This is a genomic window from Gordonia hirsuta DSM 44140 = NBRC 16056, assembly GCF_000333015.1.
Taxonomy (GTDB): Bacteria; Actinomycetota; Actinomycetes; order Mycobacteriales; family Mycobacteriaceae; genus Gordonia; species Gordonia hirsuta.
Genome location: NZ_BANT01000022.1, coordinates 19,055 through 36,683, shown reverse-complemented (window position 1 = coordinate 36,683; position 17,629 = coordinate 19,055). Strand labels below are relative to the sequence as shown.

The window sequence follows — 17,629 nt, the reverse complement described above, 5'->3', positions numbered from 1 at the left end:
TCAGGCGTGGACGGCGACCGCGACCGGAGTGAACCGGGCGAAGGCGATGTGTGCGTGCGCCAGGATGTGGTCGTCGGCGTACGCGCGCACGGCCGCACGGGTGCGGGCGGAGATCCGGTTGCCGATCTCGCCGGCCTGATGCAGGCGCGCGCGCAGGAACGAGGTCGCCCGGTGGGCCCAGGTGAATTCGGTCGACAGCACGGCCAGGCCCAGGAACAGCGTCACCCAGCCGGGGCCGGGGATCGGCAGCGGGATCATCACCAGTCCGGCGAGCATCAGAACGGTGCCGGCGATGCCGACGGCGAGGCGGTAGAGCTGGTTGGCCACCGGGTGCTGTCGGATTGCGTATCGCTGCCGACGGTGCCAGATCTTCAGTCGCAGTCGCATAGGGTCCGAAGCTACCGCGCAAACCTGAGGATCGGACTCAGACTCGCCCGATTCTCAGGCGACTCTCACCCAGCTGCTGACGGGCGGGTTCCTCAGCGATCCGGATCGTGGCGCGCGGCCGGGATGAGTTGATAGGTGCGCGGTGTCATCGCCGCCCGCATCTTGGTCTTGGCGGCGAATGCCGCCAGTGCGGCGCGGTCGGTGACGCTCACGTCGATCTCCAGGAGTTCGGCGGCGCGCGGGTGGAGCATCGCCCGGACCGCGGCAGGGGAGACCTTCCGCGGGTACCAGGTCTTCGGGTGCAGCGTCTCCTTGCGTAGATGGGCCACGTCCGGGCTCACCGACAGTTCTCGCCGGCAGAAGTCCTCGAAGTATTCGGTGAACTCTCCGTACGTTTTCGGCTGCGCCCGATCGGAGATGTCGTACTTGGCGTACCAGAGGCAGGCCTCGCGGTAGAGCTGCTCTTTCTCGTCGTTCGACAGGGGGCGGTGGAACAGGTCGATCGAGGTGAACAGCGTCTCCAGATACGTCGCGTGCTGGAAGAAGAACAGCTCGGGATTGAGGGAGTGGTAGCGCCGTCCGTTGCTGTCCACGCCTTTGACGTGCGAGTGGGCGGTACGCATCACCGACCGCAGATCGCGGTTGCTGTAGGCGATGTAGATCATCTCGCTGACCGCACTGCTCTTGTGGGCGTACAAGCCGCCGTGCACGTGCTGGACCAGGCTGGCGGCGTTTCCCGGGTGCAGGATCTGCAGCGACAGTGCCCGCAGGAGCGTGTAAGCGAAACGCTTATCGCCCAGGTAGCGGTAAACCAGGGGCATCGGTACGCGGCGGTGTCCGTCGGTGCTGGCGGCGGAGAGAGTGTCCGGAGTGGCCATGGCCACATCCTAGCAGTCTGATAACTGTTGTTATCAGATCTGATGCTGGGAAAGTGAATTGATCGGCTCCATCGATAGGCAGGTGTCGGTGACGAGTCGGCGATCTTGTTCTGTGTCAACCTGGAATCCGGGAGGTGGACGTGACCGACAGCGGCGAGCGTGCCGGACCGCGGTGCCTACAAGTGCGTGGGGCACGGGTCCACAATCTGCGCGACGTCGACGTCGACATCCCACTGGGCCGGCTGGTCGCAGTCGTGGGGGTCTCCGGATCGGGGAAGTCGTCGCTGGCGATGGGGGTGGTGTACGCCGACGGTTCGCGCCGCTACCTCGAGGCGCTGTCCACCTAAACTCGGCGGCGGATCGGGCAGGCGCCGCGCGCCGATGTCGACCGCGTCTCCCATGTCCCCGCCATCGTCAGATTGCCAATGACACTGACCAGTACAATTTAGAACTCTTGCTCAGCCAATCCTCAAACGGACGGAAAGTACTTTACTGCATACATTTTCAGTCTTCGTTACGAAGACTCTGATAACTGGGCCATCTGTAAGAGCCATGAACTTCTCGGTGTGAGGTCAAGCCCGGGAGCTCAGAAGTGTGCCAGAGAGGCGGAGCCGGGCGACATTGTCTACGTTTGGCGCGGTGGTGGTAAGAGGCCCGGGTCTGGACTGATTGCCCAGCTGCGGATCACCGAACCGGCCCGCGAAGCTGTGAATCCCCCTTGGCCGGATGGCGAGGCGTACAGCTACGTAATCCCTATTGAGCTAATTGCCGAGCTACCTGAGTCGATTCCAGACTCGTTTCCTGGTCATCGACTTAGTCAGAGATTTAAGATTCAGAACACTGACGTTCAGAAAGGGTTTCGACAGCTCAGTGCAGAGTCGGAGGAGCAACTCGGTTTGTGCTTCCCCTGATGGTGCTTCCAGACTGTCTGCCAAGGATCTAGGCTCGTGTGCTCAATCTGTTTCGAGGAACCGGGTTGCCGTGTCGACCTCCCTTGACTCGGTGGAGAGCACGGGCTCGCTGCGCTGTAACCCCTCGACTCCGGTCTCGTACCTCAGCTGGGTTCGGGGATCAGGTTGACTACACTGGAAGGCTGTTGTGCCCAGAGGGCGGTTGAGAAGAGGTTGTGGCGTTGGCCGAGTTCATTTACACCATGAAGAAGGTGCGCAAGGCGCACGGCGACAAGGTCATCCTCGATGACGTCACCATGTCTTTCTACCCCGGCGCGAAGATCGGCGTCGTCGGACCGAACGGCGCCGGCAAGTCGTCGATCCTCAAGATCATGGCCGGCCTGGACCAGCCCAGCAACGGCGAGGCCTTCCTCGATCCGGAGGCGACCGTCGGCATCCTGCTGCAGGAGCCGCCGCTCAACGAGGAGAAGACGGTCAAGGAGAACGTCCTCGAGGGCATGGGGGAGGTCGCCGAGAAGCTGGCGCGGTACAATGAGATCGCCGAGCTGATGGCCACCGACTACTCCGATGAACTCATGGAGGAGATGGGCAAACTCCAGGAAGACCTGGACAACTCCGACGCCTGGGATCTGGACAGCCAGATCGAGCAGGCCATGGACGCCCTGCGCTGCCCGCCCGGCGACTCGCCGGTGACCCACCTGTCCGGCGGTGAGCGCCGCCGGGTCGCCCTGTGCAAACTGCTGCTGAGCAAGCCCGATCTACTGCTGCTCGATGAGCCCACCAACCACCTGGATGCCGAGTCGGTGCTGTGGCTCGAGCAGTTCCTGGCCAACTACCCCGGCGCGGTTCTGGCCGTCACGCACGACCGCTACTTCCTCGACCACGTCGCCCAGTGGATCTGTGAGGTCGACCGCGGCCAGCTGCACCCGTACGAGGGCAACTACTCGACCTACCTGGAGAAGAAGGCCGAACGCCTGGAGGTGGCCGGCAAGAAGGACCAGAAGCTGCAGAAGCGCCTCAAGGAGGAGCTCGCCTGGGTCCGCTCGGGGGCCAAGGCCCGCCAGACCAAGAACAAGGCACGTCTGGCTCGCTACGACGAGATGGTGGCCGAGGCCGAGAAGCACCGCAAACTCGACTTCGAAGAGATCCAGATCCCGACCCCGCCGCGCCTGGGCGATGTGGTGGTCGAGGTCAGCAACCTGGACAAGGGCTTCGACGGCCGCGTCCTGATCAAGGACCTCTCGTTCACCCTGCCGCGCAACGGCATCGTCGGCGTCATCGGCCCCAACGGTGTCGGTAAGACGACCCTGTTCAAGACCATCGTCGGGCTGGAGGAGCCGGATACGGGCACCGTGAAGGTCGGCGAGACGGTCAAGCTCAGCTACGTCGACCAGACCCGCGCCAACATCGATCCGAAGAAGACGGTATGGGAAGTGGTCTCCGACGGTCTGGACTACATCGAGGTGGGCCAGAACGAGATGCCCTCGCGCGCCTACCTGAGCGCCTTCGGATTCAAGGGCGGCGACCAGCAGAAGCCCTCGGAGGTCCTCTCCGGAGGTGAGCGCAACCGGCTGAACCTGGCGCTGACCCTGAAAGAGGGCGGCAACCTGATCCTGCTCGACGAGCCGACCAACGACCTCGACGTGGAGACGCTGGGCTCCCTGGAGAACGCCCTGGAGCAGTTCCCCGGCTGTGCCGTGGTGATCTCGCACGACCGCTGGTTCCTGGACCGCACCTGTACCCACATCCTGGCCTGGGAAGGCAACATCGAAGAGGGCAAGTGGTTCTGGTTCGAGGGAAACTTCGAGGCCTACGAGCAGAACAAGGTCGAACGACTCGGCGCTGACGCCGCGCGTCCGCACCGCGTAACCCATCGCAAGCTGACGCGCGATTGACGCTGATGGACGAGACCGAGATCGAGGCTTGGCATCGTCGTATCCGGGTCGACGAGCCGCTCGGTGAGAACTCCACCCGCTACATGCTGCGGATCGGGGAGCAGGGGCTGGAGAATCACATCGCCACCTTCAAGGTGGAGGCTGATCCGGCCAACGGCTTCGAGGAGTACCTGTACTGGCGTCCGCTGACCGAGTTGATGACGTTCTCGCTGCTGCGGACCCCGTGCGCCACCGAGCGGACGGCGCAGCTGGTGGCCGAGTATCCGTCCCGGTTCGTTCTGGTGGCGACCCAGCACCTGCCCGGCGGCGGTGCCGTGGTGCAAGACGGCCGCGTCCTGGAATACGCGCACCCGCGACACCTGGTGATGGTGCACAATCAGGAACCGTTCACCCAGATCTCCGAGACCGTCGCCGACCTGGCCGGGATCTGGGTGCCGACCGAGCTGCTGGGCATCCCCGCGGGTGAGCCGTGGTCGATGGCCCCGATGGTGGATTCGTCGCCGCTGGCGCGGGCCACCGCCGCCTATGTCGCCAGCTTCGCCAACGATATCGCCGCCCGGCGCGCCGATGTCGATACCGACACCGAGGTGGCCGTGGCCGGTCTGATCCGGGCGGTGCTCTCGACGCACCGCGCAGACACCTTTCAGCCCGCCGACAGTGAGCTCTATGTGCGGGAGGTATCCCGCTCGCTGATCGAACAGAACTACCGTGACCCGGCGTTCAACGCCGATACCTTGGCGCAGATGCTCTATGTCAGCCGGCGCCACATGTACCGGTACTTCGCCGATACCGGAACCACGCCGGCCAAGCTGATCGCACAGCGCCGGCTCGACCAGGCGCGGCGGCTGCTGGCGGGAAACTCCGGGATGGGCCTGGCCGAAGTCGCCGCCGCCTCCGGCTTCGCCTCGGCGGGCACCATGTCCAAACGGTTCCGTGCCGAGTACGGGATGTCGCCCAGCGACTACCGCAGATCCGCCCAGAGCGAGACGGCCCAGAACCGACAGCAGGACTCCGGAGGTGACTAGAGGGCAGGCGGGACCGCAACCGCACCTATTGTTCGACCGGGTCGCCGCCGCCGATGGCGCGGCAGGTGGCGCCACCGTGCGCAGCGGCCGCATCGGCGCGGTCCGGGTCCAGGCATCGCAGCTGGCTGCGGGCACCGCGGACACCGACGGGAGCGATCGGCTGACAGCGCCGACCGAGTCGGCCGTGCGGTTCGTCTCGTTCGATGCGCCGACCCGTCTGCACTGTCTGCAGAGCGGACGGCAGTACGACTGTGCCCCCGGTCAGCTGGTGCTCATCCCGCCGCACCGGGCCTGCCGCTGGGAGTTCGGCGAGCCGACGCGATGCACGGTGCTGTCGGTACCGTCAGCGCGGTTCGGCGGACTCGGCGACAGCCTCCGTAGCGCCGGCGCCGAGCCGCTAGCGGATTCGATGCTGAATCGCGCGGCAGCCGAGTTCATCGAACAGCTCACCCACGACGTCGTCTCCGGACGCGGGACCGCCGACCAAGCCACCGATCATGTGGTCCTCGAGATGCTGCGGTCGACCCTGGAGCGGAGGTCATACGCACTGGCACGAACCTCCGATCAGCAGGTGCACACGCGGGTGCTGGCGTTGATCGACCAGCACTTCGCCGATCCGGACCTGTCGGCCGCGCAGATCGCCGGCTGGCTGGCGATGAGCCGGCGACAGCTGTACCGGCACTACGAGGGGCAAGATCAGACCGTGGCCGGACTGATCGCCGAGCGCCGGCTGGAGCACGCCCGCGGGCTGCTCGCGCAGGTGCCGCGGCTGAGTCTGGACATGATCGCCGCCGCCTCCGGATTCGCCTCCGCCGGAACCCTGCGCCGCCGCTTCTCCGCCCGGTACGGGACGACTCCGCGTGACTACCAGAACGATACGCAGGTATCGGAGCACAGCGCCGAGCAGGCGCCCCCGCTGGCCCGACTGCGTCCGGTCCGTCCGGTCACCGACGCTTTCGAGACGATCTGAGGTCGCCCGGCGATTCCGGGTCATTACCGGCCGGTCGGCGATAGCCTCGCGGTAAAGGAGGTTGGCCATGCCAGACGACGGTGGCCCCGCCCGGGCCCCTGCCGGGACCGGCGCCGATCGGCTGCTGTCGGCGGCGTTGCTGCGCTACGGCGGGGACCGTGCCCGTGCCGGCCGGCATCTCGGGGTGGCGGCGGTCCGCGCGCCGGGTGCCTTCGGGGTGTCGGCCGCCGAGATCAGCGACGGTGAGATCGAAGTGCTGGTGGTGGTCGAGAACGCGCCGCTGCTGGTCGAATCGGTGCTGACCGTCGTCGACTCACTCGGGCTGACCGTGGCCGGAATCGACCATCCGGTGATGCCGGTGCGCCGCGACGCCGACGGCGCTCTGATCGCGATCGGCGACGATGATACGGCGGGCGGGACACCGGTCGACGAGTCGTGGATCGCGGTGCGGGCCTTCGCCGCGGAAGACACCCAGCCCGAGCTGGTGCGCGCCGGGGTGGTCCGAGCGCTGAGCCTGCTGACGGCGGTGAACCGCGACGGCGACGAGATGCGGCGCCGGCTGGCTGCGCTGGCCGATGTGGCGGTGGCACCCGAGGGTGAACGCAACGAGTACCGGCAGTTGATCGGCTGGATCGGCGGCGGATCCAACTTCCATCTGGTCGGCTATGCCCGCGGTGACGGCAGCCCGGGCCTGGGCGTCTGGTCGGATGTGCAGACGATCCGGCTCACCCCGCTGTCGCAGACCACCGTCCGGCCGGTGATCGACCGGGTGTACCTGGAGACCGGCGTGCTGCGCACCCACTATCCGGTGGTTCTGCGTTTCCGCGATGAGAAGGTGGAACACCAGTTCGTCGGCACGTTCACCTCCATCGGCGTGTACCAGTCGGTGCGGGAGATCCCGGTGGTGCGGCAGAAGGTGTCGGGCATCCTCAGGGCGCTGGGCCTGGAGGAGGGCTCCTACAGCGGACTGGCGGCGATCGAACTGCTGCAGACGTACCCGCTGTTCGGGATCTTCGCCGCCCCGGTCCCCGAGATGGCACAGCGCGTCCGCGGCCTGCTCGCGGCGAGCATCGATCGACAGGTCTGCCTGTACGCGCGGCGATGCCACGACGGGCACACCGTCAGCGCCATCGCCTTTGTCCCGCGCGACCGCTATTCCAGCGAACTGCGGCAGCGGATCATCGACTTCACCGCGCGAGAACTCAACGGCTCGCTGGCGGAGTTCGGCACGCGGCTCAGCGACGGCCCGCTGGCACAACTGCAGATGATGCTGCGGGGCCGCGGGTCCGGCGTCGTCGAGGACCTGTCGATCGGCTCACCCATGCACGACCGGCTCGAGGAGCTGCTGGCCGAGTCGGTGCGCTCCTGGGAGGACGATGTCCGGGAACTGACCGGCTCGGATGCGGCCGTCACCGGCATGCTCTCGACGGTGTCCTCGCGCTACCGGGAGAAGCGCCGACCGAGCGGGGCGGCCCAGGATCTGCCGATCGTCGCGGAGCTGCATCCGGGCGGGGTGCAGGTGGATCTGCGGTGCAACGACGATCTGCCGTGGGTGTTCACCCTGTATCTGGCGGGCCGGGATGCCGCGCTGACCGATGTGCTGCCGATGCTGGCGAGTCTGGGCCTGAAGGTGCTCGACGAGGAGCCGTACCGCGTGGACCGTGCCGACGGTGTCATCGTGCGCATCTACGAGTTCACCGTTGAGCCGGCCGACCATGTGCAAGTCACCGGCACCGCCGACACCGAGACCCGCGTAGCGCAGGCCTTCGGCCGCATGTGGGCCGGGCGCACCGAGGTGGATCAACTCGGTCAGCTGGTGCTGGTGGCCGGTCTGACCAGCGCACAGGTCTCGGTGCTGCGCACCTACGTCCGGTATCTGCGCCAGTGCGGGGTGGGCAGCAGTGTCCGGCATTTCGCCGAGGTGCTCAGTGCGCACGGTGCGGTGACCCGGGCGCTGGTGAACCTGTTCGAGACCAGTTTCGATCCGGCGATCGACGCCGCACAACGGCCGGAGCTGCTGGAGAAGGCGCAGGCCGATCTCGACGCCGGTCTGGCTGAGATCCTGAGTCTGGATGCCGACCGGATCCTGTCGGGACTCGCCGCCGCGATCGAGGCGACGCTGCGGACCAACTATTTCCGGCGCCGGGACCCGGCCGGGGAGGTCCTGGATGCCCAGTACCGGCCGACGCTGGCGATCAAGATCGCCACCGAACGGTTGGCACTGGCACCGGCACCCCGGCCCGAGTACGAGATCTTTGTGCATTCCCCCCAGGTCGAAGGGGTGCACCTGCGCTTCGGGGCGGTCGCCCGCGGGGGCTGCCGCTGGTCGGACCGGCGCGAGGACTTCCGCACCGAGATCCTGGGCCTGGTCAAGGCACAGGCGGTGAAGAACGCGGTCATCGTGCCCGCCGGCGCCAAGGGCGGTTTCGTGGTGCGCCGGCCGCCGGCGTCGACCGGTGACCCGGCCGCCGACCAGGCCGCGCTGCGCGCCGAGGGCATCGCCTGCTACAGCGACTATGTGGCCTCGCTGATCCAGCTGACCGACAATCTGGCGCCCGACGGAACCGTGCGAACACCGGCCGGGGTGATCCGGCGCGACGGCGACGACCCCTATCTGGTGATGGCCGCCGACAAGGGCACCGCCAGCTTCTCCGACCTGGCCAACGACATCGCCGGACACTACGGCTTCTGGCTCGGTGATGCCTTCGCCTCCGGCGGCAGCGTCGGCTACGACCACAAGGCCATGGGTATCACCGCCCGCGGCGCCTGGGAGGCGGTCAAGCGGCACTTCGCCGAAATGGGCATCGACACCCAGACCCAGGAGTTCACCGCCGTCGGCATCGGGGACATGAGCGGTGACGTCTTCGGTAACGGGATGCTGCTGTCGGAGTGCACGCGGCTGGTGGCGGCCTTCGACCACCGCCACATCTTTGTCGATCCCGACCCGGATGCGGGCACCGGCTTCACCGAACGCGCGCGCTTGTTCGCGCTGCCGCGGTCGTCGTGGGCGGACTACCGCAGCGCACTGATCAGCCCCGGCGGCGGGGTGTGGTCGCGCGAGGTGAAGTCGATACCGGTCAGCGAACAGATGCGCTCGGCCCTGGGACTGCCCGGCGACATCGACGCGCTGTCGCCGCCGGAGCTGATCCGCGCCATCCTGCGGGCTCCGGTGGACCTGCTGTTCAACGGGGGGATCGGCACCTACATCCGGGCCAGTGACGAATCCGATGCCGCGGTCGGGGACAAGGCCAACGATCCGGTGCGGATCAGCGCCGACACCCTGCGGGTGCGCGTCGTCGGTGAGGGCGGCAACCTGGGCGTCACCGAACGCGGCCGCGTCCAGGCCGATCTGTGCGGGGTGCGGATCAACACCGATGCCCTGGACAATTCGGCGGGGGTCGACAGCTCCGACCACGAAGTCAACATCAAGATCCTGCTCGACGCGCAGGTCGGCGCCGGTCTGCTGGATCCCGGTGACCGGACCGCGCTGCTGGAGGCGATGACCGATGAGGTGGCCGAGCTGGTTCTGGCCGACAACATCGCCCAGAACGCCGAGCTCGGGTGCGCCCGTTCGGCCGCCGATGCCGAAGCAGATCTGTATGCCCGGCAGCTGACCGGACTGGCGGCGGCCGGCGTCGATCTGGAACTGGAGACGCTGCCGACCGCCGAGGAACTGCTCGACCGGCGGGCCGGACCGTTGCAGCGCGGACTGACCAGCCCGGAGCTGGCCACGATGATGGCGCACATCAAACTGAACGCCAAAGCCGAGCTGATCGCCTCGCCGCTGCTGGACGGCGATGTCTTCGACTCGCGGGTCCTGGACTACTTCCCGGCCCGGCTGGCCGAACGCTTCGCCGACGGGATCCGCGGGCACCGGCTGCGCCGGGAGATCGCCGCGACCTGCCTGGTCAATCAGATCGTCGACGACGGCGGCATGCTCTTCCTCTTCCGGGCCACCGAGGCGACCACGGCCACCACCGAAGAAGCCGCCCGGGCGTTCGCGGCGACGGCGCAGATCTTCGGGCTTCAGCGACACGATCGCGCGGTTGCGCGGCGCCGGTCTGCCCGCCGGTCTGCTCGACGACCTGACGATCGCCGAACGCACGCTGCTGACGAGGGCGTCGCGGTGGTTCCTCGAACACCGTCCGCAGCCGCTGCCGATCGCCGCCGAGGTCCGCCGCTACCACGTGGTGGAGCAGCTGACCCCGCTGATCGCGCAGTGGGCACGTCCGACGATCGCCGGGGAGATCGACCGGACCGCGGCCGCCTTCATCGCGCGCGGAACCGGTCCGGTGCTGGCCCGCGAGGTGGCCACGGCCCCGTACCGGCTGCACCTGCTCGACATCGCCGATCTGGCCGAGATCGCCGACCGTGATCCCGGTGAGGTGGGTGATCTGGCTTTCGCTGTCCTCGAGCACTTCGGCATCGACCAGCTGCTCGGTGCGGTCAGCACGCTGCCGCGGATCGACCGGTGGCACCTGCTGGCCCGCTTGGCACTGCGCGATGATCTGCACTTCCTGGTGCGCAGCCTGACCCTGGCGATCCTGCGGTTGTCGGAGCCGGGGGAGGACGCCCAGATGCAGATCACCGACTGGGAGTCGGCACGCAGCACCACCCTGTCGCGGGTGCGTGCCACCGTCGAGGGGGCGATGGCTGCAGCCGAGCCGGGGCTGGCCGGGCTCACCGTCGCGGTGCGCGCATTGCGTAGTGTTGTCTGATGTGACTGAGAATCGACGACTGTTCGAAGATGCAGGCCACCGGACTCCCGCCGGCTATGTGGTGCAGGTGCCGGTGCGCTGGTCGGATATGGACGTCTTCGCGCACATCAACCACGCCCGGATGGTGACGTTGCTGGAAGAGGCCCGCATCCCGTGGCTGTTCTACAAGGACAAACCGACGCACGCGATGCGGAAAGGCTGTCTGGTCGCCGATCTGCATGTGAAATACCAGGGCCAGATCCGGCACGATGAGTCGCCGATCGCAGTCACCATGTTCACCGAACGGGTGCGTGCGGTCGACTTCACCGTCGGCTACGAGGTCCGCCCCTACGGCGCCGATCCAGACAGCCGGCCGGCGGTGGTGGCCAGCACCCAGCTGGTCTCCTTCGACATCGACACGCAGCGGCCCCGCCGGATGCCGGCGGCGGAGAAGGAATACCTGCAGTCGTTCCTGCGCGAAAGCACAGGCCGATGAACACCCTGCATCCGGCCGCCGATTCCGACCGCGGCGATGCCGCCGCCTTCGTCGCCCGCGCCGCCCGGGTCGACGACTCGGGAGTTCTGCGGCTCAAACAGCGCGACGACGGCCGGGTGGGTCTGTGGGTGCGCACCGGCTTCGATGTGCTGGCCACCCGATCGGTGTTCGGGACGGTCGAGCCCACCGATGTGATCGCCGATGCCGCGGCGATGGCCGCCTCCCTGGAAGCCGGTGCCGAGCCGGTGTCCCTCGGCTTCGCACTGCCGGCGGCCTGGCGCGGCGCGCTGCCGGGCCCCGATGGTTACCTGCACCTGGACGATGTCCCCGCGCGCGAACTGATCGCGTTGGCCCGCAAGGGAAGTCGCGTCGCCCGCGAGGAATCCGGCGCCCTGGGGCCGGCGTCGTCGTTGCTGGATCAGGAGGTGCTGACCGTCAGCGGCGGCGACAAGAACGCCGGTATCACCATGCGCGCGGTGTTCGCGCTGACCTCGATGGGCTTCGTCCGCGATGCCTCCGGGCACGAGATCAGCCAGGACTCTCCGCTGGAGGCCATCGCCGCCGCCGAACCGATCCGGGTGCGGGTGTCCCCGGCGTGGATCCGGGTCGATGCCCGTTTCGGTTCGGTCTATCAGCGCAGCGCCGCCCTGGGGGTCGCGGTCCTGTAGCCCGCGGCCCGGGCAGCGGGCCGGGACGCGCTTGCGCCTGCCGGTGGGCGAGGACCGGTCAGATCAGCCAGGCCGCCGAGTTGGGGGCGAGCATACCGTCGACCAACGGCAGACTGACCAGCAGAATCTGGCCGTGCGGGAACGGTACCGGTGCGGCGGTGGTGTTCAGCGCGCAGATCAGGCCGCCGGGACGACGGAAGGCCAGGCAGCCGTCGGGTGCGCCGTACCAGTCGACGCGGTCGCCGCTGAACTCCGGTCGCGCATACCGCAATTCGATGGCCTGGCGGTACAGCGACACGGTGGAGTAGATGTCCTCCAGCTGGGCTTCGACGGTGAACCGGTCCCAGTCGTCGGGCATCGGCAACCAGGTGTCGGAGTTGCTGCTGAACCCGTACGGGGGCTCCTCGCCCTCCCACGGCAGCGGGACGCGGCAGCCGTCGCGGCCGCGGACGGTGCGCCCGGAGCGTTCCCACACCGGGTCGGTGAGTGCCTCGTCGGGCAGATCGACGTTGGGCAGCCCCAGTTCGGCACCCTGATAGAGGAAGACGGTGCCCGGCAGCGCCAGTTCGACCAGCGCCATCGCCCGGGCCCGGGCGATCCCGATACCGAGGGCGCGATCGGCGGCCTGGCCGGGATCGTCGAGGCCCTCGGGCAGCGGGGGAGCGTAGCGGCTCACCTCGCGGTCGACGTCATGGTTAGACAGCGTCCAGGTGGGCGTGGCCCCGACCGCGTGCACCGCGGCCAGCGACTCGTCGATCGCCTCGCGGATCTGGCCGACCTCGAAGTCGACGGTGGCCAGCCGGAAGTTGAAACCCAGGTGCAGCTCGTCGGGCCGCACGTACTTGCCGAACTCCTCGCTCGCATCGACCCACACCTCGCCGACGTTGGCGGTACCCGGATACTGATCCATCACCGCGCGGATGCGGCGGTGGATCTCGTGGACGGCGTCGTTGTTGAAGCGTGGATCGTCGTCGGTGTGTTTGAGGACCACCGCCTCTTCGGTCATATCGGGCAGCCCGTCGGCTTTGGCCATACCGTGCGCCACATCGATGCGGAAGCCGTCGACCCCGCGGTCGAGCCAGAACCGCATGGTGGTCTCCAGGTCCGCCATCACCTCGGGATTGTTCCAGTTCAGATCCGGTTGCGAGGGGGCGAACAGGTGCAGGTACCACTCGCCCAATGCGCCGTCGGCCTCGCGCACGCGGCTCCACGCGGGACCGCCGAAGACCGACGGCCAGTTGTTGGGCGGCAGTTCGCCGTTCTCGCCGCGGCCGGGCCGGAAGATGTAGCGCTCGCGTTCGGGGGAACCGGGGCCGGCGCCCAGCGCCGCGGCGAACCAGGCGTGCTGGTCGCTGGTGTGGTTGGGGACCAGGTCCATGGTGACCCGGATGTCGCGGGCGTGGGCCTCGTCGATCAGCAGATCGAAGGTCGCCAGATCACCGAAGACCGGATCGATGTCGCGGGGGTCGGAGACGTCGTAGCCGTGGTCGGCCATCGGCGACCGCATCACCGGCGAGAGCCAGATGGCGTCGACGCCGAGTAGTTCCAGGTAGCCCAGCTTGTCGATCACACCGGCCAGATCGCCGATGCCGTCACCGTTCAGGTCGGAGAACGACCGCGGATAGATCTGGTAGACGACCGCGTTGCGCCACCATTCGGGGGCGCCGGTCACGACCGGGTACGAATCAGCACTCACGCCGGTATTGTTTCATAACAGCAGTCACACCGGGCTGTTGACGAGCGAGTACGCGGCTCTGCGCAGGTAGTCGAGCAGCTGGGCGCGGTGGTCGTCGTCGAGGACCTCGGCGGGAATCGATTCGACCGCCACGTCCATGCACCGGAGCCAGGCATCGCGTTCGGCCGGCCCGATCGTGTACGGGATGTGCCGCATCCGCAGCCGCGGATGTCCGCGTTCGTCCGAATACGTGCTCGGTCCGCCCCAGTACTGCTCCAGGAACATGCGCAGGCGGCGGGTGGCGCCGGTCAGATCGGCTTCGGGATACATCGGCAGCAGGAGCTCGTCCTGGGCGACCTCGGCGTAGAAACGCTCGGTGATCGCGCGGAAGGTCTGCTCGCCGCCTACCTCTTCGTAGAAAGTGCTCACGACTCCATTGTGGCCCATCGCCCGCGACCGGCGTCCGTTTGCCGTGGTCGGCAGTCGTCTACGACGCGCTGTAGGCCCTCTGCGTACACGGGCGGCCGCGGTGGGTTAAATTAGACAGCGAACGCGCCGCGGACTTCGAGGCGCTCGTCGAAAGGCTGACTGTGGAAAGCTACATCGTACCGATCGGTATGACGGTGATCGTCCTCGCCTTGATCGCCCTCGCCGCTAGCGTCGTATCGATGCTGTTCTCTTCGGGCATGAAGCGCCCGAAGGTGCCGGCATACACCTTGGATCAGGAGTGGACCCGCGCGCCCGCCCTGTACAGTGCGACCGAGATCGAGCCGATGGCACTGCCTCGCCCGTTCCAGCCGTCTGACCTCGAGGGAGGATACGCAAGTGGCAAGTGGTGACATCGCCCCGCAGAATTCCGGGGTCATCGATCTGATCGGTGCCTACAACGACGAAGGCCTGCCCCTGGGCGCGGCCGTCACGTCCAGCGGCCGGATCTCGGCTGCGCTCTTCCCGGGCGCGACCTTCGACACGCCGCCGTTCTCCCGCGACGAACTGGTGATGCTCGACGACGCGCTGCGCGACGCCAGCAACCTGGCCGAGGTGCGCTTCTCGACCTTCATCGGTGACCTGGGCGAGGACGTGACCGCCGACGCACGGGCCATCCTGGCGCGCTGCCCGGAGCCGGCCTACGCCGCGCTGATCGCCGTCTCGCCGAACACCCGCGACATCGTCGTGGTCTCCGGCTCCGAGGTGGCCGGCCGGGTGAACGACCGCGTCGCCGAACTCGGCGTCAAAGCGGCCGTTCCGGCCTTCCGCAGCAACCAGCTGATCGACGGGCTGGTGGCCGCACTGCGCGTGATGGCCACCGCGGTCGCACGTCCGTAACGACCCCGACAGCCAGCGCACAGCAGAACCACGAAGGGCCCCGCCGATCGGCGGGGCCCTTCGCTGTCGGCGTCCCTCAGCTCGCGTCGAACGCGCGGGCGGCCAGGGCGCGCTGCACCCCGGCCCGGCCCTCGACGATCAGCCGGGCCAGCGGCGCCGGCACATCGCCGGAGGCCAGGAAGGCATCGGCGGCGGCGAGCCCGGCCTCGCTGATCTCCCAGGACGGATACAGCCCGACCACGACGGTCTGGGCCACTTCGCTGGAGCGGCGATCCCACAGTGCACGCACCGCGGCGAAGTAGCGGTCGGTCAGGGGAGCCAGCAGGTGAGCCTGGCCCGGGCGGTGAATACCCTCCACCATCGACCGCACCGTCACGTTGGGTACCGAGTCGTCGTCGAAGGCGGTGGTCCAGGCGGAGGTCTTGGCTGCCGCCAGCGGGCGCGCAGCCCGGGCGGCTGCGGCGTGGCGGACACCGGCGGCGGTGTTGTCCCGCGCGGCTTCGGCGTCGATCACCGGGGTGGCCGCGGCATCGGGATCGATCGCGCCGACGGTGGCCAGTGCCTTGATCAGCTTCCACCGGAGTTCGGCGTCCACGGTCAGCCCCGGCAGTCCGAGTTCGGCGGGATCGGTGCCGTCGAGCAGCGCCCGGCACATTGGGACCTGATCGTCGTTGAGCACCCCGTTCAGCAGTGCGGTGACGAAAGCCAGCTGATGATCCGAGCCGGGCGCGGCCGACCGGGCCAGTTCGGCAAGACGATCGGCGAACTCGCGGCGCCCGGTGACCGCCCAGGCGGGATCGGCGTAGGACTCGATCGCGGTGGCCGCCTGCAGCAGCACCCGCTGGACCACACCGACCTCGGTCTCGGCGCCGATCCCCGCGGCGACCAGCGCCACGAAGTCGCGGGCCCGCATCTCGGCCTGCCGCGTCATCTCCCAGGCGGCCGACCACACCAGGGTGCGCGGCATGGGGTCGGCGATATCGGCCAGCCGGTTGGTCGCGGTGGCCAGCGACTGCTCGTCCAGCCGCACCGAGGCGTAGGTGAGGTCGTCGTCGTTGAGCAGGATCAGCCGCCCGCGCTCCACGCCGATCAGTTCGGGGACCTCGGTGCGCGGGCCGTCGACGTCCAGTTCGGTCACGTGGCGGCGGACCAGCGCACCGGCCGGATCGTCGTCGTAGATCCCGATGCGCAGCCGGTGCACCCGGGTTTCGCCGGCACCGGGCCGGGCACCGTCCTGCAGAACGGCGAAGGAGGTGAACCGGCCGTCGTCGTCGACGGTGAACTCGGGCGTCAGAGTGTTGATTCCGGTGGTCTTGAGCCACTGATCACCCCACTCTGACAGATCGCGGCCGGACGCACGCTCCAGGGCGCCGACCAGATCGGCGAAGGTCGCGTTGGCGAACCGGTGCCGGTCGAAGTATTCGCGCAGGCCGGTCAGGAACGGCTCCAGCCCCACGTAGGCCACCAGCTGTTTGAGCACCGAGGCGCCCTTGGCGTAGGTGATGCCGTCGAAGTTGACCTCCACGGCGGCCACATCGGGGATGTCGGCGGCGATCGGATGGGTCGAGGGCAGCTGATCCTGCCGGTAGGCCCAGGATTTCTCGACATTGGCGAAGGTGGTCCAGGCGTTGGTGTATTCGGTGGCCTCCACCTGCGCCAGCACCGAGGCGAAGGTCGCGAACGATTCGTTGAGCCACAGATCGTCCCACCAGGTCATGGTGACCAGGTCCCCGAACCACATGTGGGCCATCTCGTGCAGCAGGGTCTCGGCGCGGCGCTCGTACAGGTAGCGGGTCACCCGGGACCGGAAGACGTAGTCCTCCAGGAAGGTGACCGCCCCGGCGTTCTCCATCGCCCCGGCGTTGAATTCGGGCACGAACAGCTGGTCGTACTTGCCGAAGGCGTAGGGGATACCGAACGTGCGGTGATAGAAGCCGAAGCCCTGTTTGGTCTCGGTGAACAGGCGCTGGGCGTCCATGTGTTCGGCGAGGGAGGCCCGGCAGTACAGGCCCAGGGGAATGGAGCCGTATTCGTCGGTGTATTCGTCGGTCCACTTGGCGTAGGGACCGGCGATCAGTGCTACCAGGTAGGTGCTCATCACCTCGGTGGTCCCGAAGGTGCGCCGCAGGCCCCCGTCGACCTCGGCGACGGCGACGACGGCGGCGTTGGAGATCACTTCCCAGTCGGCGGGCGCGGTGACCGTCAGCGTGTAGGTGGCCTTCAGATCCGGCTGGTCGAAGCAGGCGAACATGCGTTTGGCATCGGCGGTCTCGAACTGCGAATACAGATACACCTGCCCGTCGGCGGGATCGACGAAGCGGTGCAGCCCCTCCCCGGTGTTGGAGTAGGCGCAGTCGGCGACCACCGACAACACGTTCTGCTCGGCCAGGTCGGGCAGAACCAGGCCGGTCGCCGGGTCGTAGCCGGAGACGTCCAGGTCGGTGCCGTTGAGATTGGCCGAATGCAGCCGGGGCGCGATCAGGTCGATAACGGTCGACGAACCGGGGCGGGCGGTGAAGGTCACCACCGTGTGGGAGGAGAAGGTCTGCGGGCCCGCGGTCAGGTCCAGGCCGATCCGATAGTTCTGGACGGAGATGGTGTCGGCGCGCTCGGCGGCGGCCGCACGAGTCAGGTTCGGTGCAGTCAGGTTCGGTGCAGTCACAGGTTCGACTGTAATCGCGCCGGAGCGGTCGCCGCGGCG

The 17,629-nt window shown here is 67.9% G+C and carries 13 protein-coding genes and 2 pseudogenes; 10 read left to right on the top strand and 5 right to left on the bottom strand.

Going from position 1 to position 17,629, the window contains the following annotated elements; genetic code table 11:
- Together GOHSU_RS08805 and GOHSU_RS08800 are read right to left on the bottom strand one after the other, a co-directional pair.
- The gene (locus GOHSU_RS08805; RefSeq protein ID WP_024332887.1) at positions 1–387 is read right to left on the bottom strand and encodes a TIGR02611 family protein; all 387 of its coding nucleotides are present in this window, start codon (positions 385–387) and stop codon (positions 1–3) included.
- Between the two features lie 92 nt (positions 388–479).
- On the bottom strand, positions 480–1,265 hold the full coding sequence (locus GOHSU_RS08800; RefSeq protein ID WP_005939953.1) for an oxygenase MpaB family protein: 786 nt from the start codon (positions 1,263–1,265) through the stop codon (positions 480–482).
- A 140-nt stretch (positions 1,266–1,405) separates the two neighbouring features.
- Between GOHSU_RS08800 and GOHSU_RS08795 the strand changes: the two are divergent.
- From GOHSU_RS08795 to GOHSU_RS08765, 8 genes and pseudogenes are all read left to right on the top strand, one after another.
- A pseudogene (locus GOHSU_RS08795) lies at positions 1,406–1,687 on the top strand (excinuclease ABC subunit UvrA); the annotation flags it as partial.
- 710 nt (positions 1,688–2,397) lie between these two features.
- Positions 2,398–4,071, top strand: coding sequence for an energy-dependent translational throttle protein EttA (gene ettA, locus GOHSU_RS08790; RefSeq protein WP_024332885.1), 1,674 nt, complete (start codon positions 2,398–2,400; stop codon positions 4,069–4,071).
- A gap of 5 nt (positions 4,072–4,076) precedes the next feature.
- Entirely contained in the window at positions 4,077–5,096 is a 1,020-nt protein-coding gene (locus tag GOHSU_RS08785; RefSeq protein ID WP_024332884.1) for an AraC family transcriptional regulator, read from the top strand.
- The gene (locus GOHSU_RS16270) at positions 5,089–6,066 is read left to right on the top strand and encodes a helix-turn-helix domain-containing protein (protein WP_005939937.1); all 978 of its coding nucleotides are present in this window, start codon (positions 5,089–5,091) and stop codon (positions 6,064–6,066) included. The genes GOHSU_RS08785 and GOHSU_RS16270 overlap by 8 nt, the downstream gene beginning before the upstream one ends.
- Positions 6,067–6,133: 67 nt before the next feature.
- Positions 6,134–10,054: pseudogene (locus GOHSU_RS08775) on the top strand (NAD-glutamate dehydrogenase domain-containing protein); the annotation flags it as partial.
- 58 nt (positions 10,055–10,112) lie between these two features.
- A complete protein-coding gene (locus GOHSU_RS17325; protein ID WP_005939931.1) occupies positions 10,113–10,784 on the top strand; it encodes an NAD-glutamate dehydrogenase domain-containing protein in 672 nt (223 codons plus the stop codon).
- Position 10,785: 1 nt separating this feature from the next.
- Positions 10,786–11,259, top strand: coding sequence for an acyl-CoA thioesterase (locus tag GOHSU_RS08770; RefSeq protein ID WP_005939927.1), 474 nt, complete (start codon positions 10,786–10,788; stop codon positions 11,257–11,259).
- Positions 11,256–11,927 (top strand): DUF8185 domain-containing protein, encoded by a 672-nt coding sequence (locus GOHSU_RS08765; RefSeq protein WP_005939924.1) that lies wholly within the window; start codon positions 11,256–11,258, stop codon positions 11,925–11,927. Before GOHSU_RS08770 ends, GOHSU_RS08765 begins: the two co-directional genes overlap by 4 nt.
- 58 nt (positions 11,928–11,985) lie before the next feature.
- Here the strand turns inward: GOHSU_RS08765 and GOHSU_RS08760 are convergent, their stop codons facing one another.
- Together GOHSU_RS08760 and GOHSU_RS08755 are read right to left on the bottom strand one after the other, a co-directional pair.
- Positions 11,986–13,623: a glycoside hydrolase family 13 protein gene (locus GOHSU_RS08760; protein ID WP_005939921.1), complete on the bottom strand. Its 1,638-nt coding sequence runs from the start codon at positions 13,621–13,623 to the stop codon at positions 11,986–11,988.
- A gap of 24 nt (positions 13,624–13,647) precedes the next feature.
- Positions 13,648–14,049 (bottom strand): globin, encoded by a 402-nt coding sequence (locus GOHSU_RS08755; protein ID WP_029760049.1) that lies wholly within the window; start codon positions 14,047–14,049, stop codon positions 13,648–13,650.
- A gap of 143 nt (positions 14,050–14,192) precedes the next feature.
- On the opposite strand from GOHSU_RS08755, the gene ctaJ reads away from it, so the two are divergent.
- Together ctaJ and GOHSU_RS08745 are read left to right on the top strand one after the other, a co-directional pair.
- Positions 14,193–14,441, top strand: a complete 249-nt coding sequence (ctaJ, locus tag GOHSU_RS08750; protein WP_005939915.1) for an aa3-type cytochrome oxidase subunit CtaJ — start codon at positions 14,193–14,195, stop codon at positions 14,439–14,441.
- A complete protein-coding gene (locus tag GOHSU_RS08745) occupies positions 14,428–14,928 on the top strand; it encodes a DUF5130 family protein (protein WP_005939913.1) in 501 nt (166 codons plus the stop codon). The genes ctaJ and GOHSU_RS08745 overlap by 14 nt, the downstream gene beginning before the upstream one ends.
- A gap of 76 nt (positions 14,929–15,004) precedes the next feature.
- On the opposite strand, the gene pepN is transcribed toward GOHSU_RS08745, so the two are convergent.
- Complete coding sequence (gene pepN / locus GOHSU_RS08740) at positions 15,005–17,575, bottom strand: aminopeptidase N (protein ID WP_024332882.1); 2,571 nt, start codon at positions 17,573–17,575, stop codon at positions 15,005–15,007.
- Positions 17,576–17,629: the final 54 nt, after the last annotated feature.

Coding starts and splice junctions, on each gene's coding strand:
- GOHSU_RS08755 (WP_029760049.1), bottom strand. CDS start 14,049: ATGGGCCACAATGGAGTCGTGAGCACTTTCTACGAAGAGGTAGGCGGC.
- GOHSU_RS08765 (WP_005939924.1), top strand. CDS start 11,256: ATGAACACCCTGCATCCGGCCGCCGATTCCGACCGCGGCGATGCCGCC.
- GOHSU_RS08800 (WP_005939953.1), bottom strand. CDS start 1,265: ATGGCCACTCCGGACACTCTCTCCGCCGCCAGCACCGACGGACACCGC.
- GOHSU_RS08805 (WP_024332887.1), bottom strand. CDS start 387: ATGCGACTGCGACTGAAGATCTGGCACCGTCGGCAGCGATACGCAATC.
- GOHSU_RS08785 (WP_024332884.1), top strand. CDS start 4,077: ATGGACGAGACCGAGATCGAGGCTTGGCATCGTCGTATCCGGGTCGAC.